Origin of the sequence: Marinobacter denitrificans, from assembly GCF_008795955.1 — a bacterium.
GTDB classification, from domain to species: domain Bacteria; phylum Pseudomonadota; class Gammaproteobacteria; order Pseudomonadales; family Oleiphilaceae; genus Marinobacter; species Marinobacter denitrificans.
Genome location: NZ_VMHN01000001.1, coordinates 374,570 through 389,822, shown reverse-complemented (window position 1 = coordinate 389,822; position 15,253 = coordinate 374,570). Strand labels below are relative to the sequence as shown.

Annotated in this window: 15 protein-coding genes; 10 read left to right on the top strand and 5 right to left on the bottom strand. The window is 57.5% G+C overall.

Translation table 11 applies throughout. From position 1 onward, the window contains the following. Positions 1–53 precede the first annotated feature (53 nt). Entirely contained in the window at positions 54–1,694 is a 1,641-nt protein-coding gene (locus FO268_RS01745; protein WP_150988718.1) for a methyl-accepting chemotaxis protein, read from the top strand. Between the two features lie 65 nt (positions 1,695–1,759). Beyond that, positions 1,760–2,125 carry a DUF4870 family protein gene (locus tag FO268_RS01740; protein ID WP_150988715.1) on the top strand — a complete coding sequence of 122 codons (366 nt, stop codon included), beginning with the start codon at positions 1,760–1,762 and terminating at the stop codon, positions 2,123–2,125. Between the two features lie 11 nt (positions 2,126–2,136). Here the strand turns inward: FO268_RS01740 and FO268_RS01735 are convergent, their stop codons facing one another. After that, positions 2,137–3,450, bottom strand: coding sequence for an MFS transporter (locus FO268_RS01735; RefSeq protein ID WP_150988712.1), 1,314 nt, complete (start codon positions 3,448–3,450; stop codon positions 2,137–2,139). Positions 3,451–3,550: 100 nt separating this feature from the next. On the opposite strand from FO268_RS01735, the gene FO268_RS01730 reads away from it, so the two are divergent. Further along, positions 3,551–4,393 (top strand): 23S rRNA (adenine(2030)-N(6))-methyltransferase RlmJ, encoded by an 843-nt coding sequence (locus tag FO268_RS01730; protein ID WP_150988709.1) that lies wholly within the window; start codon positions 3,551–3,553, stop codon positions 4,391–4,393. An 18-nt stretch (positions 4,394–4,411) separates the two neighbouring features. Here the strand turns inward: FO268_RS01730 and FO268_RS01725 are convergent, their stop codons facing one another. Then, positions 4,412–5,491, bottom strand: coding sequence for a TRAP transporter substrate-binding protein (locus FO268_RS01725; protein WP_150988706.1), 1,080 nt, complete (start codon positions 5,489–5,491; stop codon positions 4,412–4,414). 143 nt (positions 5,492–5,634) lie between these two features. After that, positions 5,635–6,033 (bottom strand): DUF4168 domain-containing protein, encoded by a 399-nt coding sequence (locus FO268_RS01720; RefSeq protein ID WP_150988703.1) that lies wholly within the window; start codon positions 6,031–6,033, stop codon positions 5,635–5,637. A 240-nt stretch (positions 6,034–6,273) separates the two neighbouring features. On the opposite strand from FO268_RS01720, the gene FO268_RS01715 reads away from it, so the two are divergent. Genes FO268_RS01715 through FO268_RS01700 form a run of 4 tightly spaced genes read left to right on the top strand, consistent with a single transcriptional unit; the run spans position 6,274 to position 10,324 of the window. After that, entirely contained in the window at positions 6,274–7,776 is a 1,503-nt protein-coding gene (locus tag FO268_RS01715; RefSeq protein ID WP_225316476.1) for a sensor histidine kinase, read from the top strand. Beyond that, positions 7,766–9,151 carry a sigma-54-dependent transcriptional regulator gene (locus FO268_RS01710; RefSeq protein WP_150988701.1) on the top strand — a complete coding sequence of 462 codons (1,386 nt, stop codon included), beginning with the start codon at positions 7,766–7,768 and terminating at the stop codon, positions 9,149–9,151. The genes FO268_RS01715 and FO268_RS01710 overlap by 11 nt, the downstream gene beginning before the upstream one ends. Further along, positions 9,144–10,049: a DMT family transporter gene (locus FO268_RS01705; RefSeq protein WP_150988698.1), complete on the top strand. Its 906-nt coding sequence runs from the start codon at positions 9,144–9,146 to the stop codon at positions 10,047–10,049. Before FO268_RS01710 ends, FO268_RS01705 begins: the two co-directional genes overlap by 8 nt. Beyond that, complete coding sequence (locus FO268_RS01700) at positions 10,046–10,324, top strand: GIY-YIG nuclease family protein (protein WP_150988695.1); 279 nt, start codon at positions 10,046–10,048, stop codon at positions 10,322–10,324. Before FO268_RS01705 ends, FO268_RS01700 begins: the two co-directional genes overlap by 4 nt. A 20-nt stretch (positions 10,325–10,344) precedes the next feature. Here FO268_RS01700 and FO268_RS01695 read toward each other — a convergent pair whose 3' ends face one another. Further along, positions 10,345–11,238 carry an alpha/beta hydrolase gene (locus FO268_RS01695; RefSeq protein ID WP_150988692.1) on the bottom strand — a complete coding sequence of 298 codons (894 nt, stop codon included), beginning with the start codon at positions 11,236–11,238 and terminating at the stop codon, positions 10,345–10,347. A gap of 180 nt (positions 11,239–11,418) precedes the next feature. Here FO268_RS01695 and FO268_RS01690 point away from each other — a divergent pair, with 180 nt between their 5' ends. The 3 genes from FO268_RS01690 (at position 11,419) to FO268_RS01680 (ending at position 14,726) form a co-directional block, all read left to right on the top strand. Then, the gene (locus FO268_RS01690; RefSeq protein WP_150988689.1) at positions 11,419–12,438 is read left to right on the top strand and encodes an alpha/beta hydrolase; all 1,020 of its coding nucleotides are present in this window, start codon (positions 11,419–11,421) and stop codon (positions 12,436–12,438) included. A 63-nt stretch (positions 12,439–12,501) separates the two neighbouring features. Then, on the top strand, positions 12,502–13,158 hold the full coding sequence (locus FO268_RS01685) for an OmpA family protein (protein ID WP_150988686.1): 657 nt from the start codon (positions 12,502–12,504) through the stop codon (positions 13,156–13,158). A 275-nt stretch (positions 13,159–13,433) separates the two neighbouring features. Then, complete coding sequence (locus FO268_RS01680; RefSeq protein WP_225316475.1) at positions 13,434–14,726, top strand: S8 family peptidase; 1,293 nt, start codon at positions 13,434–13,436, stop codon at positions 14,724–14,726. A 66-nt stretch (positions 14,727–14,792) separates the two neighbouring features. On the opposite strand, the gene FO268_RS01675 is transcribed toward FO268_RS01680, so the two are convergent. Then, the gene (locus FO268_RS01675) at positions 14,793–15,077 is read right to left on the bottom strand and encodes a hypothetical protein (protein ID WP_150988683.1); all 285 of its coding nucleotides are present in this window, start codon (positions 15,075–15,077) and stop codon (positions 14,793–14,795) included. Positions 15,078–15,253: the final 176 nt, after the last annotated feature.

Genomic DNA, 15,253 nt, shown 5'->3' with positions numbered 1-15,253 from the left:
GGGTAATATTCAATAAAGATGTATTCATCAATAATGATAATAAAGAGGTGGCTATGGCTGTGCTCAGTCGACCTGTTCTGTTGGTGGGGGTATCGGTTGCAATTGCTGTTGCCATCGTGGCCACGCTGGGCGCGCCTTTGATCGGGCTGGACGGTTCGTCAGTTCTGGCGGGCCTGGTTGTCGGGCTGGTGGTGGCCACTGCTTATCTGGTATTGCGGGTACTGGAACCGGTAGAGCGTTCTCTCAAGCAACTGAACGCCGGCGAGCTGAGTGCCGACAGCGCTCTGGGTAAACAGTGTGCCGGCCTACTTGTGGAGGCGAAGGCCGGCCGGGCGTTGATTGAAGCGTTGGGCGGGAGCGCCGACAAGAGTGCTATTTCTGCAGCCCAGGTGTCTTACGCAGCGGATCAGTTAAAGGTTCGCCTGGACCTTCAGGTCACTGAGACTGCCCAGATGGCGGAGTATGCCGGGCAGATCACCGAAAGCGTACGGGAGTCTGCACAGCAGGCCACCGACGCCGCCACCATGGCCCTGCAGAATCGTCAGGTAAGCATGGAAGGTCGGGAAGCGCTGACGTCCGCCATAGACAGTGTGCGAGCCGTGCACGAACAGTCCAGTGAAAATCTGAGGCTGATTCAGGAGTTGAACGAAAAATCCAATAAAATTCAGGGCGTTACTACGACCATTCAGGGGATCGCAGAGCAAACCAACCTGCTGGCCCTGAACGCGGCCATCGAAGCCGCTCGTGCCGGAGATCAGGGGCGGGGGTTTGCGGTTGTCGCTGATGAAGTCAGGCAACTGGCAGGCCGGACCGCCCAGGCGACCGGTGAAGTGGCTGAAACCCTTCAGGAAATCCGGTCTGACACCTCCCTGATTGTGTCGCGGATTGAAGATCTCGCCAAAAGTGTAGAGGCCGGCCTGGAATCGGTTGAAAGTGTTGGTGAGCGCCTGGACCAGATCCGCGATCAATCCGACCGGGTTCAGCAACAGGTGGCCCGCATCGCCGAGATTGACCAGAATAACGAACAAAGCCTGCAGCAGGTGTCCGGCGCCATTGAGACGGTCCGTGACCAGATCACAGAGAGTGATTCCAGCGTTGCCTCCCTTGCACAGCAGGCCGCGACACTGATGGAACTGGCGGAAGAGGCCAATGCCGCATTTGCCCTGAACAGCGATGAAAGCTATCACCGGACTTTCTATGATCAGGCACGCCAGGGGGCAGACCGTATTGGCAAGCTTTTCGAACAGGCCGTTCGTGACGGGCAGTTGTCGGAGAACGATCTCTTTGACAAGAAGCGGGCACCCATACCGAATACCAACCCCCAAAAGTATGCAAGCAGTTATGACCGGTTTACAGACCAGCAGCTTCCCTCTGTACAGGAGGCGGTCAAATCAGCTCATCCTTCCATGGTGTATGCAATTGCTATAGCGCCCGATGGCTACGTGCCCACCCATAACCGCGATTTTGCACACGCCCCGACGGGCGATCCGGACGTGGATCTCATGAAGAGCCGCAGCAAGCGGCTGTTTAACGACCGCACCGGCGCCCGTTGTGGTAGCCATACCCAGAGTATGCTGTTGCAGACCTATCGGCGGGATACCGGGGAAATCATGCATGACCTGTCGGTGCCAATTTATGTGAACGGCAAGCACTGGGGCGGTTTCCGCCTGGGTTACAAGCCGGACAGTCACTGACCAGCGCTGCCTTTCAGGACCGGGCGCTGTGATACACTTCCGGTACGCAGTAAAAGGAGAGCCCCTTGTCCGAGCCTGAATACATTCCCGCTGATGAAGACCCCGTGGCCCGTCGCGAGGAGCCGGGTCGCAACCTGGCCGTGCTGGTTTATATCCTCCAGGCGCTATCGTTTTTTGTCGGAGGTATCACCGGCCTTGCCGGCGTTATCATCAATTATGTCAAGCTTGATGATGTCAGGAATACCTGGATTGAGCCCCATTTTCGCTGGCAGATCCGAACCTTCTGGATTGGGCTGCTCTGGACCGTTGTCGGCATCGTGACCACGCCGCTGATCATTGGCTGGTTTGTGCTTCTGGGTATATCCATCTGGATAATCTACCGCATTGTAAAGGGTGCTCTGGCCCTCAATGATGGTAAGGCCCCTTTGTGAGCCTGAGTGAGTCAATCTGAGGTTACTTCCTGCAGTCGCAAGGCGCTGAGCGTGCCGGCGAGCCCCATAAGGCCCAGCATAAGAATGACCGCGACATCAGATACCATTGAGACCAGGGCAGTGAGGCCGCCGGTCAGCAGAAGCAGGCAGCCGATAACCGTGTTGCTCACCGCCGTATAGTCGGTCCGTTTGTTGCCTCCCGCCATATCCACCAGATAGGTTTTTCTGCCCAGCCGGACACCGGCGTGGGCAATGCTCAGTACGAAAAAGGCGCCGGGGTAGAACCAGACACTGCCCAGGTCGGTTCCTGCGATCACCGCTGTGATGCCCACTATCAGGCACACGCCGCCGGCCATGGCTCCGCCGCGAATCATGACCCTGCGGCTTGATGTATCGGCCATCCAGCCCCAGATGCTTGCACTGATCGAACTGGCCAGGCTGCTCGCCAGCAGGAAGACCCCCAGCAGCCACCCACTGTCCGTATTCTTTTGGGCAAGCACCACGAAGTAGGGCGACGCCAGTGCTGAACACAGCAACAAGGCGCGGGTGATCACGAAGTGGCGGAACGGAGCATCATCCCGCAGCAAAGAAAGGCTTTTTACCGCTTCCCGGAGTGCATTGCCTCCACCGCCTGTTTCGCCCTCATGCTCATCTACCGACGCAAACAGAAGGCCGGCGACGATCCACAGGCCAGCTGCCAGCAAAAGCAGTAACGTGTAGAAGAGCACGCTGGGGTCCCCACGATCCCAGAACAACAGCCCCGTCAAAACCACGGTAGCCGACCCGCCAATGGTGGAGGCAAGGCCGGACAGTCTGCCCCGGCGTTTTTTCGGGATGCATTTGCCCTGGACGTCTTTCATGGATATGGAGCAGAAGCCGCGGGCCAGGGAGAACAGCACCAGCGCGCCCACCACCCCTGAGCCGGCAGCGTAGCCTTCCAGAAACCAGACGCTTGCTGCCATGGCCAGAACACTGGCCGACTGGCCGAAACTGCCCAGGGTCCAGAACCATTTGCGCACCGGCTTTCGCCTTACCCACGCACCGATGACCATCTGGGGGATCATTGAGCCGGATTCCCGGATGGGCACCAGCCACGCGACCAGCGCAGGCGCCCCGATGGCGCTCAGCAACCAGGCCAGCACGGTTTTAGGGCTGATCAACAGATCCCCAAGCTTGGTCAGTACGTTACTCCCCAGGATCAGGAAAAAGTTGCGGGGAACTTCCCGGCAGGCCGATTCGGGAATATCCGTGCAGACCCGGGCGTCTTCTTCGTTGGCAATCAGGCGGTATGCCCTGTCGATGGTACTTCTGTGCTTGGCAGGCAAGAGCCGTCCTCCTGGGAAGTGTGATCCAAGGATACCAGTTATGTTTGCCAAGTCAGCTCCATCTGTAGTGGAATGGGTTTTCGATTTTCAGGAGTCTGGAATGCTGAGTTATCTCCACGCCTTTCATGCCGGTAATTTCGCCGACATTCAGAAACATGCGGCCCTGGTATTGGCGATACGGATGATGCAGGCCAAACCTTCAGCCATCGCCTGCTTTGACACCCATGCAGGCAGCGCCAGCTATGACCTGGGTGGAGAGCGAGCCCTGAAGACCGGGGAGGCGGCATCCGGCGTCCAGAGAATCTGGCCATATCGTGAGCATCTGCATTCCGACGACTGGCAGATCATGTTTAATGAGCTGGCCACCGGGCAGGGGAAGGATGGCCATTTGCGGCATTATCCGGGGTCGCCTCTCTGGTTTTGTCGTTATCTGCGGGAGCAGGACAGCCTGACGGCCTTCGAACTGCACCCGGCCGAAGGTGAAACCCTGGTTCATTGGGGGGCTGGCCGCTCCGGTGTGAGAGTCTGCCAGGAGGATGGCCTGAAAGGGCTGCTTCGTCATCTGCCCCCCAGGCAACCAAGGCTTCTGGTGCTGACGGACCCTTCCTACGAGGTAAAAAGCGAGTATGAAGAGGTGGCAGTCACGCTGACGCGAGCCTGGCAGAAATGTCGCCACGGGGTTTTCCTGATCTGGTATCCGATTCTGGCGGGGAATCCCCACGAAAGGCTTAAAAATGCAATATCCGGTGGGCCGGCGCGTAAAGTGCTTTGCAGTGAAATAAGGCTGAACCAGCCTCCGGAGCGTGGTATGTCCGGCTCCGGGATGCTGGTAATCAATCCACCCTGGGGTTTTGACAGTAGGCTGGCGGCGATGATGGAAGCAGTCTCTTCCCGCCAATGTCTCGATATTACTTCGACGACGAACTGGCTGGTGCCTGAGTAAAGCGATGCGTCTGTCAGGTCAGTTGTCAGTAGCTTCAGACTCCGCTGCATCCACCATCTGCGTGAGTCGCTCCAGAATTGCTTGCCCCCTGTCTCCTGCAATGCGGGTATAGGTGTCGCGAACCGGCAGGCTGGCCTTGCGGAATCGGTCACGTTCTTCTTCTGTCAGTTCAATGGCGCGAATATCACTGTTCTGTCGGATGGTTTCAAGGCGGCTGGCATTGAGCTCTGCCTGCACTTCCCAGACAAGAGGGGCAACTTCGTCCAGGGCATCTTGCAGCCAGCGTTTCTGGTCATCGGGGAGTGAGTGGAACCACTCTTTGTTTGACACCACTGAAGTGACGAACTGGGCGGGCCTTGCAAACGTCATGGTGCTCTGCACCTCGTAAAACCCCATCTCTTCAATCGCAAAAACCGGATTGGCCTGTCCTTCAATACGGCGTAACTGCAGGTCACTGTATACCTGGGAGTAAGGCGCGGGAGTGGGTGTTGCCCCATACGCCTTGTAGGCTTCAGCCGAAATCTTCGACGTCATGGTGCGAAAGGCGAGGCCGTCGAAATCGGCAGGTTCTCTAAGGGGTTTATTGGCAGTCCAGACCATCCAGCCTTCGGGCACAAACCCGTGGAGTTCGAGGTTCTGCTCGGCGTAAGGTTCGCTGAACTCCGCTACCAACTCGTCACTGGTCAGAATATTCCGGTTTACCTGCTCGTCGTCCGACAGCAGGAAGTGGAGTGTGAAAACGCCGGTTTCCGGGACCACGTCAGCGAGATGCCCGGGCGATGCAAAGGCAAGGTGGACAGAACCCTCGCGGGCCAGATCCGTCAACTGGATGGAGGTTCCGATCGAGCCGTAGGGGAAGATGTCGATAAGGATATTGCCGTCCGAAATGCTTTCAATGCGTTCTTTCAGTTCCAGGGCATAGTGGTGCTGGACGCTACCCTCAATCTCCTCCAGTGCAAACCGCCAGGTGACCGGGTAGGTGGGCTTTTCTTCGGTATCTTCACTGGTTGCGGTTGGGGAGGGGCTGTCCGAACAGCCTGTTAATAGCAGGATAACCATTGCAAACAGTGGGGTTCGCCAATGGCAAAATCTTCGCATGTCCTGTCTCCGGCCGTTATCAACTTATCCTTGTCAGCAAGGTACCACATTAAGCCGGCCCGGTGGTTGCACGCAGTGATCTGTCACAACCAAAAAAGCCCCGCACAAGCGGGGCCTTAAACTTGACGATCGCAGGGCGTCGCTTACATCAGCGCGTCTACACGGTTTCTTACCTTGGGCTCGCTGTTGTAAGCTGTTGCGATTGAGTTGTAGGTGGGAATATCCATGCCGGCATCCTCAATCACGGTTACCATCTCATCGTTGGCTTCCATCTGGAGTTCCTGAGCTTTCTGCTGGGAATCGGCATCCTCAATCTTCTCCATGTACTCGTCACGGATGTCGTTGATACCTTCCTGCGCTTCGACGAACTGTTTCAGTTCCTGGTCAGAAAAATTCGTATTCTGGGTGCCTGCAGCGGCCGGGTCGCTGTAACCGCCCTCAGTGTCGGCTGCTTCCGGGCTCTGCTGGTTTTCCTGGGCCAGGGCCGGGCCAGCAGCAAGCAATGCCAGTGATGCGGTCAGTGAAACGAGAAGCTTGTTCATAACTTTCCCCTTTTGAAGTGTGGGATTGTTTGCGTGTGTCACAAACAATTTTGTTGAACCCTTAAGTGGTTCTGTTGACGGTAATTCCTTCTATTCAAGCCTTGTGCCAATTTCCGATTTCCCAATTAAATAGTTCTATATCAATGTGTTATGGATTATTCTGGGTTACGGACGGGTAATGTCTATTGTGGCTAAATGTCACATGTGGCATAGGTGTGTGACACTTTGTCGGAGTTCACTATGAAAAGGCCTGTGCTCACTGCACAAAAAATGTTCCGCTCACTGCGACTGACTCTGGTGCTGAGTATTGTTGTTCCGCTGATGGTCTTCAGCGGCGCTGCTATCTATGTGGGGCTCGGTGCTGTGGAGGAAAACTTCAACGACCGTCTGCGGGAAGACCTGGAACTGGTAGCCCGGGCTGTGAGCGGCCCCCTTTCGCAGGCGATGTCTGACGGCGATGAAATCGTCATGGGCGAGTCATTGAAATCGATCTTCCGGATCGGCCGCGTGTTCGGTGCCTCCGTTTTCGATGAGGACGGTCATCAGGTGGCCAGCCTCGGGGTTGCCGACACAGATGTCACCCGCAGTGACAGTGCCGAGCGCGTTATTGCCAGCGGTAAAGTGGGGGGGGCCTTTCGTCAGGTTGATGGGGTGTCTGTTTTTTCCCAGTTCACGCCGTTGATCGCTGCCGATGGCCGGATCCAGGGGCTGCTTCAGGTAACCCGCAAGCGCAGCGATTTCCACGAGCTAGTGGCCTCCAGTCGTATCTGGGCCTTCACCATCTGGTCGGTGTTATCGCTAATGGTCATTTTTGTTGTGGTGCTTGGGCACTATGGCGCGGTGGGGCGTCATGTCAGCCGGCTGCTGGAGATCATGGAGCGGATGGCCCCCGGACACTGGCAGGTTGAGGAAGAGCCTGCCGGCCCGCGGGAACTGCGCCAGATTCACGAGGGACTGCGTAATATGGGCGAGCGCATGATGAATGCGGAAACTGAAATACGGGCGAGCGTGGAGCGTGAGAAGGAGCTTGCGGAGCAACTCGAATACCAGGAAAAGGTTGCCATGATCGGCCGCGTGGCTGGCGGTGTTGCCCACGAGCTTGGGGCTCCCCTGAGCGTTATCCAGGGGCGAGCCAATATACTCGGGCGTGGAGATATGGCCGATGGCGACCGCCGGCATCTGAAAGACATCGAGCTTCAGGTTGAGCGCATGACGCTGATTATCCAGCAGTTGCTGGATTGTTTCCGTCACGTACCGGACTCCCGCCGCAAGACCGATCTGGTGGCAACGGCAAGCGAAGTGCTGGAACGCATCCGTGAAGAGCCCAGGTGTCAGGGGGTGGAGATCCGGTCAGAGATACCCTATGGTCGGGCGGACATTCTGGCAGAGCCAACCCGGCTTCAAATGGCATGTGTGAACATCATCCGTAATGCCTGCCAGGCGGCGGGCTCAATAGTGACTGTGACACTTGCCAGGCACGAGGGACTGTGGGAGTTGCGGGTGGATGACGATGGCCCCGGGATAGAGGAAGCCATGCGAGACCGGATATTCGAGCCCTTCTTCAGTACCCGTGCCGCCGGTGAGGGAACCGGGCTGGGGCTTGCCGTTGTAGGGAGTGTGCTCAAGGAGCACGGCGGTCGGATTGAGGTAGGTGCCAGCCCGTCAGGGGGGTGCCGGATGTCTACTTTCTGGCCCGACTACCCGCAGGATGAGCCCCAGAAGGAGATCAGCCATGAGCAGTAATCCGTCGTCAATCCTGTTGGTGGAAGATGACGCCAGTTTGCGAACACTTCTGGCGGAAGAGCTTGAGGTCGATGGCTACCATGTTACCTGTGCCGGAACAGCCGAAGAAGGGCGCAGGTGTGCACTGGAGTCAGGAGCCGAGTTGATTGTCTCGGATCTCCGGCTTCCGGATGGCGACGGGCTGTCGATACTCCGACAACTGCAGGCGGAGGGCAGGTCGGTGCCCTTTATCATCATTACCGCCTTTGGCACCGTGGACCAGGCCGTGGAAGCGCTAAAGGCCGGTGCCGATGATTTTCTCACCAAACCGTTATCAACAGACCATCTGAGGCTGAAAATCAAGCGGTTGCTTGCACATGCCGCCATCACCAGCGAACTCGCCCGCTACAAATCGCAGACGCCTGAAGACACATCCCTGGGCCTGGTGGGTGAAAGCCGGGCAATGATGCAATTGAGGAACGAGATAAAGCAGGTGGCCAGAAGCCAGGCTGCCGTTCTGGTCAGCGGTGAAAGTGGAACTGGCAAGGAGCTGGTCGCCCGCGCTATCCACAGAGAGAGTGACCGCAGAGACCGGCCGTTTATCCCGGTGAACTGCGCGGGCATTCCTCACGAGTTGATGGAAAGCGAATTCTTCGGTCATGAGGCTGGCGCCTTTACGGGAGCCAGGTCATCCCGCCCGGGCCTCTTTGCGGAAGCGGACGGCGGTACGCTGCTGTTGGACGAGATCGGGGAAATGCCCCTGGCATTGCAGGCAAAGTTGTTGCGGGTTCTGCAGGAGGGCACCATCAAGCCGGTGGGCGCCGATCAGGAAGATAAGGTCGATGTGCGCATCGTTGCAGCCACTCATCAGGATCTGGTCAAAGCAGTGGAACAGGGCAATTTCCGGGAAGATCTGTATTACCGCCTGGAGACACTGACCCTGATGGTACCCCCGCTCAGGGAGCGTGGAGACGATGTGGATCTTCTAGCCATGCACTTCCTGAGGGAGTCAGCAAAACGACATAACCGTGGCTTTCTGCAATTGAGTGAGGTGGCATCACAGATCCTCTCCGATTACCCGTTTCCCGGCAATGTCAGAGAACTTGGCAGTGCGATTGAACGGGCGGTGACCTTTTGCGATGGCGATATAATTCTGCCCGAGCATCTTCCAGCCAGGATCCGTAAACGGCAGACTGACACGGCGGAAGCGAGGCCCGGGCTACCCGCGGGAAATCTTGCAGACTGGCCCACCCTGGATCAGGTTCAGCAGGATTATGTCAGGCGTGTTATCAGTGCCGTAGAGGGCAACAAACGTCGGGCAGCGCAGATACTGGGGGTTAATCGCCGCACCCTCTACCGCTGGCTGGATAGCGAAAAGGATGAGACCAATGACTAACCAGAAACAGGCCATGCTCTACGGCCTGGGGACGGTTCTGCTCTGGTCCACCGTAGCCACCGCTTTCAAGCTGTCGTTACGGGAGCTGACTCCGATACAAATGCTGGCTCTGGCCTGTTCCGCCTCGGTGCTGGTCATGGCCCTGGTGCTGCTGGTGCAGCGACGCTGGCATCTGGTTTTCCAACTGAGCCGACGCCAGTACTTGCAATCCATCGGTATGGGGCTGATTAATCCCTGCCTCTATTATTTCCTGCTTTTCGGTGCTTTTGACCGACTTCCTGCCCAGGAGGCGCAGCCCCTGAACTACACCTGGGCACTCGTGTTGGCGTATCTCTCGGTGCCGTTTCTGGGGCAGCGGCTGAGGCGTGCGGATATTATTGCGGGGCTGATCTGTTACAGCGGCGTGGTGGTGATTGCTACTCGCGGTGACGTTTTCTCACTCACATTCTCCGACCCTCTCGGGGTGGCGTATGCGATTGGCAGCACTCTTGTATGGGCGTCCTACTGGATTATCGCCACCCGGGACACCCGCGACCCGGTGGTGGGTCTGTTTCTGAACTTTCTGTGTGGCCTGCCGGTGATTCTGGTGATCTGCGCCATGACCGCCGGATTCGACTTCAGGCTGGATACCGGCCTTTACGCAGCTCTCTATGTCGGGGTTTTCGAGATGGGGATTGCCTTTGTTCTCTGGTCATACGCCATGAAAAAAGCTGAGAATACCTCGCGGGTGAGCAACCTCATTTTCATCTCCCCGTTTCTGTCCCTGGTGTTTATCTATTTTATTCTTGGCGAGATCATTCTGTCGTCCACATACATAGGCCTGATACTGATTGTGGCCGGATTGTGGATCCAGCAACGCAAAGCCAGGGACAAAATGGTCAGGGCATCGTCAGTATGAGCCAGTGGTTTATCTATATGGTGCGTACTGCCAGGGGGGCCTTGTACACGGGGATCACAACTGATGTGGCCCGTCGTTTTTCCGAACATCAGGCCGGTGCCCCCAGAGGCGCCAGAAGCCTGCGGGGAAAGGGGCCCCTTGAGCTGGTGTTTTTCGCGGAGACAAAGGACAGGGTAGCTGCCGCCAGGCTGGAGTGGCAGATAAAACGTTGGCCGCGCGGCCAGAAGGAAGCACTGGTTCGGGGTGAGTTATCGCTGCCGGAATTGACCGGCTGAAACACCGGATTACCCCGGCATCAACCGGGTAGATGTCGCCGAATAAACCGGCCTGCGGTTTCCAGCGCGTCGGTTGCCCGGTCCAGCTGTCCGGCGTGTACCTGGAACACGTGCCAGAGGCTGTTATAGATTTCCAGACGGCTCTCAACGCTGTCCCGGTTGGCCACCTTCGCCAGGCGCTGGGCATCATTCAGCAGGATTTCCTGGCTGCCCACCTGGATCAATAACGGGGGCAGGCCGGATAAATCCCCGTAAACCGGGGATACGTAAGGGTTTGCCACCGGCTCGCTGCCACAATACAACCGGGCGGCCTTGTCGATCCAGGGTCTCTGCAGGACCGGCTCGCATTCGGGGGAGTACAGGTGAGCATTGGAAAGATCGGTCCACGGTGACATAACCATCAATGACGAGGGCAGAGGCAGCCCCTTGTCACGCAGGCGCATTGCCAGCGCGAGAGCAAGCCCGCCTCCGGCGGAGTCGCCTGCCAGGCTGAGTGACGCTGGGGGATGGCCCTCATCGAGTAGCGCCAGATAAACCGTTTCCGCGTCGTCCAGGGCTGCCGGGTAAGGGTTTTCCGGGGCCAGCCGGTAGTCAGGTACGATGACCATCGCGCCACTGGCTTTTGCCAGGTGGCCGGTAATGCCACGATGGGTGCGCGGGGAGCCGATGATATAACCACCACCATGGAAATACAGCACCACGCCGTCCGGGTTGTCACTGTGGCAGACCCGCGTCATGGCAATGCCCTCGGCCTCAATGTCCTCAAAGCGAGTGCCGCGAGGGGGGATCGAAGTCAGATAGGCTTTGCTCACCAGGCTGCGCTGAATGCTTACCGGAACGGCCGGATGCAGGATAGGCCGGACCAGGCGGCGCATGGTCAGACGCAGTCCGGTTTCCATGGCAGTTTGTGTCATTGTTCACTCCGGGGCTGAATTGATCTGAAATAACATAGGCGGATGCGACCGTTTCGGCAATGGCCATGGTGACACCGCTTTAACAGCCGCAAAGGTGTCGTGGTGTGCTAACCTAGCAGCTTAGCCCCTGGGGCCAGGCTGGCATTTTTGTACCTATTGATAACAGGCGTTTAACTCTACGTGTACTGGAAAACAGATACCATAGAAATTCCGAACTGGGACAGGGCATCGTTACTGGACAGGCTGGAGCCGTTCGATCCCGAACGCGGGGAAGCGCTTGGCGAGGACATGATAGCCTACTGCCGATTTTACGGCCTGGATCTCTGGGTGGAGCATCCGGAGGTATCCTACCATCAGGGTTATGTCCTGGCAGACCGGCACCAGGTGATGGTGCACTATTTCCGGTTGCCTGAAAAAAGACGGCCCAAAGGCACGGTATTCGTGCTCCATGGCTACTTTGATCACGTGGGACTTTACAGCCAGTTGATCGACCGTTGCCTGGGCGCAGGATTTGATGTGCTGGCCTACGATCAGCCGGGACACGGGCTGTCCAGCGGAACACCTGCAGCGATTGGCAGTTTCCTGGAGTACCAGGCCGTGCTGACAGATGTGATGGCCAATGTGAGAGGCAAGGTGAGGGCACCGTGGTACGCCGTGGGGCAAAGCACCGGCGGCGCTATCCTGATCGATTATCTGCTGACTAATCACCATACTACCGAAACCTCGGATTTCCGACGGGTTGTGTTGCTGGCACCACTGATACGCCCGATGGGCTGGCTGGGGGCAAAGGTGCTCCACAGTCTGGTCAAACCGTTTGTTTCACGATGGGCCCGTGTATTTGGGGCCAATAGTGGGAACTCCCGTTTTCTGACCTTCCTGAAGGAGTATGATCCGCTCCAGGCGAGGGCCGTACATGTGGATTGGGTATCAGCGCTGAGACAGTGGGTGCCCCATATCGAGTCCGCCCGACCGGTAGATTTTCCGGTAACGGTGGTGCAGGGGGAGAAAGATCTGACCGTCGACTGGCAGCATAATCTGCGGATTATCCGCAATAAATTTACCTCGGTTGAGGAACTCCGCATCCCGGACGGTCGTCATCATCTAGTGAACGAAGCGCAGGATTTGCAGGCAACGGTATTCAACACCATTGTGGATACCTTTGAAGGCGACTATGACAGCTTCCTCTCGGAAGCCTGTTAGGTAAAACAAGTGACGCGGACTTGCCGCTCTCAGTAATACACAGGAAATTCTCTGGAGAATGCCGTGAAGAAAACAATTGTTGCTTTTGCTGTCGCTACCATTGGTTTGGGCGGCTGTATGACATATGACCCTTATACCGGGGAAGAGAAAACTTCGAGCGCCACCAAGGGCAGCATCATTGGTGCTATTGGTGGTGCTGCAGTCGGTGCGGCAACCTCCAGCAGCAGTGACCGAGGCAAGGGCGCGTTGATTGGCGCCGCGTCCGGCGCTGCGGTTGGCGGTGGTATCGGTTATTACATGGACAAGCAGGAAGCCGAGCTGCGCCGCAAACTGGAAGGCTCCGGCGTTCGCGTGGTGCGTAACGGTGACGAAATTGAGCTGGTGATGCCGGGCAATATCACCTTTGACGTGGACCAGTCCACCATCAAGCCATCTTTCAGTAGCACTCTGGAATCCGTAGCGCTTGTGCTGAAGGAGTACGACAAGACCATTATCCAGATCGAGGGCCACACTGACAGCACCGGTTCCCGGGATTACAACCAGTTGCTGAGTGAGCGCCGGGCTTCCTCTGTCCGTGACTTCCTCCTGAACCAGGACATAGAGCCCAAACGCACACGGGCGGTTGGTTATGGCCCGCGGTATCCCATTGCCTCCAATGACTCGGCTTCTGGTCGCGAACAGAACCGCCGCGTTGAACTGACACTGGTGCCGATGCAGTAACGGCAGGCAGCGCAATTCAGAGGCTCCGGGCCACTATGGGTCCGGAGCCCCTCCACACATTGCAGAATCCCCTCCGAAGCCACCGCCCTCTTTTCGATATCCGCTTCGTTTATTACAAGTTGTTCAAAAACAGCCACATTGGCCTCTTCTGACCTGATTTGGAGCGCAGCCCATGGAACTGTGTGACGAGTCGGCCCGTGAGGAGGGCTGAGGCTCTATGCTGTCCGTTCCTGGTGGGTCTCGTTATCGGAAAATGAGCAAATGGAGAATGTGCTTTGACAACAAAGATCACAACAACAATTGGTTTTTCCGCGTGTTTACTTGCTGCCGCCCCGGCCTGGTCGGGCTTGTTGGATCATGCCGGCCTGACAGATTCAACGGAAGCATCCGAACCGACACTTCAGCCCGGAGACCCGCTGCACGGGCGTTACATTCTGACCCTGGATTCCTCAATCCCCGACATGCTTGGTCTGGCTGACCTGCAGGCAAGTGTTGAATCTCTGCTTTTGGCGGTGGGTGGTGGCGATATCCTGCATCTGTACCGGACCGCCATGACAGGTGCAGCCGTGTCGCTGACGGAACAGCAGGCGGCCTTACTGTCCTCCCTGCCTGGCGTTCTTGCCGTTGAGCCGGACCAGGTGGTGGTCGCTAATAGCGAGACCCAGGCCGATGCTACCTGGGGCCTGGACCGTACAGATCAAGCGGTGTTGCCGTTGGACAAACAATACAGCTACCCGGCATCCGCCGGCGAAGGTGTCAGTGTTTACGTCATCGATACCGGGTTGCGGGATACCCACGATGAGTTCTCCGGGCGGGTGATCGAAGGCCGAAACTTTGCCGTTAACGATGCCGGGCTGCTGGGTCTGGGCGGTTTACCCTTGATCGGCCCCATCGTCAATATCGGTGGTGAAACCGACCCTGGGGACACCACGGACTGTAACGGCCATGGCACTCACGTGGCGAGCACGGCAGTTGGTACGACTTATGGGGTAGCCAAGCGGGCATCCGTCGCGGCGGTCCGGGTTCTGGACTGTTCCGGTGCCGGCACAAACGCTGATGTGATCGCGGGGGTGGACTGGGTTGCCGAGAATCACCAGGCACCTTCGGTAGCGAATATGTCTCTGGGCGGCGGTGATTCCGAAGCCCTGGACAATGCCGTGCGTGGCGCGATAGAGCGGGGGGTGACCTTCGTCGTCGCAGCAGGCAACAGCGATGCCGATGCTTGCTCCGGGTCTCCCAATCGGGTTGGGCCTGCCATCACGGTGGGAAGCACCACCCGGGATGACCAGCGTTCCTCATTCTCCAATCACGGAGAATGCCTGGATCTGTTTGCTCCGGGCTCCGATATAACCGCGGCCTGGTACCAGGAAGACAATGAAGTGAACACCATCAGCGGTACCTCCATGGCATCGCCTCACGTCGCCGGGGGCGCTGCCCTGATTCTCGGGGCGGATCCCGGGCTTTCACCGGCGGCTGTGGACGCTCGCCTGGCGGACCTGGCGACCACAAACGTACTTGGTGGTATTAAAGAAGGCTCGCCCAACCTGCTGCTCAGAGTGCCTCAGTAATCAAGAGTGCCTCAGTAATACTGAAAGGCCGGAGTGTTGCCAGTCTCCGGCCTTTTCCCTGACCAGCTAGTTATTGCCGCCAGGCAACCACTCGTCAATCCGCGCCTTCAGGTCTCTCAGTTGATCTTCCCCGGAATCCCGGATTTCCGAGATCTTCTGGCGAGCTTCTTCAATCCGGTTTTCCAGTGTCTGAATGCGCTCGGAGAAGTCTTTCTGGATCTCAGCTTCTGCCTGATCATCTTTGGCTTTTGCCATCCTCTCTTCCGCGTCAGCCTGCAGGCTCTGGATCTGCTTACTCCAGTATTGAGTCTGTGTTTCGAGTTTTTTCTGCAATGACTCCTTCAGTGACATGAGGTACTCCCAGGAGTGAGTGTTTGTTGTGATTAAAAACGTTCACTTCCATCATGGCTGGATCTGGAGACATCTCAAGGGCAAAGCCCTCGAAATCAGGCCACGAGGCGGTCGATTCCGGGAGTTGGCCTGATCGGCCAAAAAAAAGCCAGGGCCTGTCGGCCCCGGCTTTTTGT

Bases quoted from the DNA above. Each gene is read 5' to 3' on its own strand.
- FO268_RS01745 (WP_150988718.1), top strand. From the start codon at position 54: ATGGCTGTGCTCAGTCGACCTGTTCTGTTGGTGGGGGTATCGGTTGCA.
- FO268_RS01695 (WP_150988692.1), bottom strand. From the start codon at position 11,238: ATGACACAAACTGCCATGGAAACCGGACTGCGTCTGACCATGCGCCGC.
- FO268_RS01730 (WP_150988709.1), top strand. From the start codon at position 3,551: ATGCTGAGTTATCTCCACGCCTTTCATGCCGGTAATTTCGCCGACATT.
- FO268_RS01715 (WP_225316476.1), top strand. From the start codon at position 6,274: ATGAAAAGGCCTGTGCTCACTGCACAAAAAATGTTCCGCTCACTGCGA.
- FO268_RS01725 (WP_150988706.1), bottom strand. From the start codon at position 5,491: ATGCGAAGATTTTGCCATTGGCGAACCCCACTGTTTGCAATGGTTATC.
- FO268_RS01705 (WP_150988698.1), top strand. From the start codon at position 9,144: ATGACTAACCAGAAACAGGCCATGCTCTACGGCCTGGGGACGGTTCTG.
- FO268_RS01720 (WP_150988703.1), bottom strand. From the start codon at position 6,033: ATGAACAAGCTTCTCGTTTCACTGACCGCATCACTGGCATTGCTTGCT.
- FO268_RS01675 (WP_150988683.1), bottom strand. From the start codon at position 15,077: ATGTCACTGAAGGAGTCATTGCAGAAAAAACTCGAAACACAGACTCAA.
- FO268_RS01700 (WP_150988695.1), top strand. From the start codon at position 10,046: ATGAGCCAGTGGTTTATCTATATGGTGCGTACTGCCAGGGGGGCCTTG.
- FO268_RS01710 (WP_150988701.1), top strand. From the start codon at position 7,766: ATGAGCAGTAATCCGTCGTCAATCCTGTTGGTGGAAGATGACGCCAGT.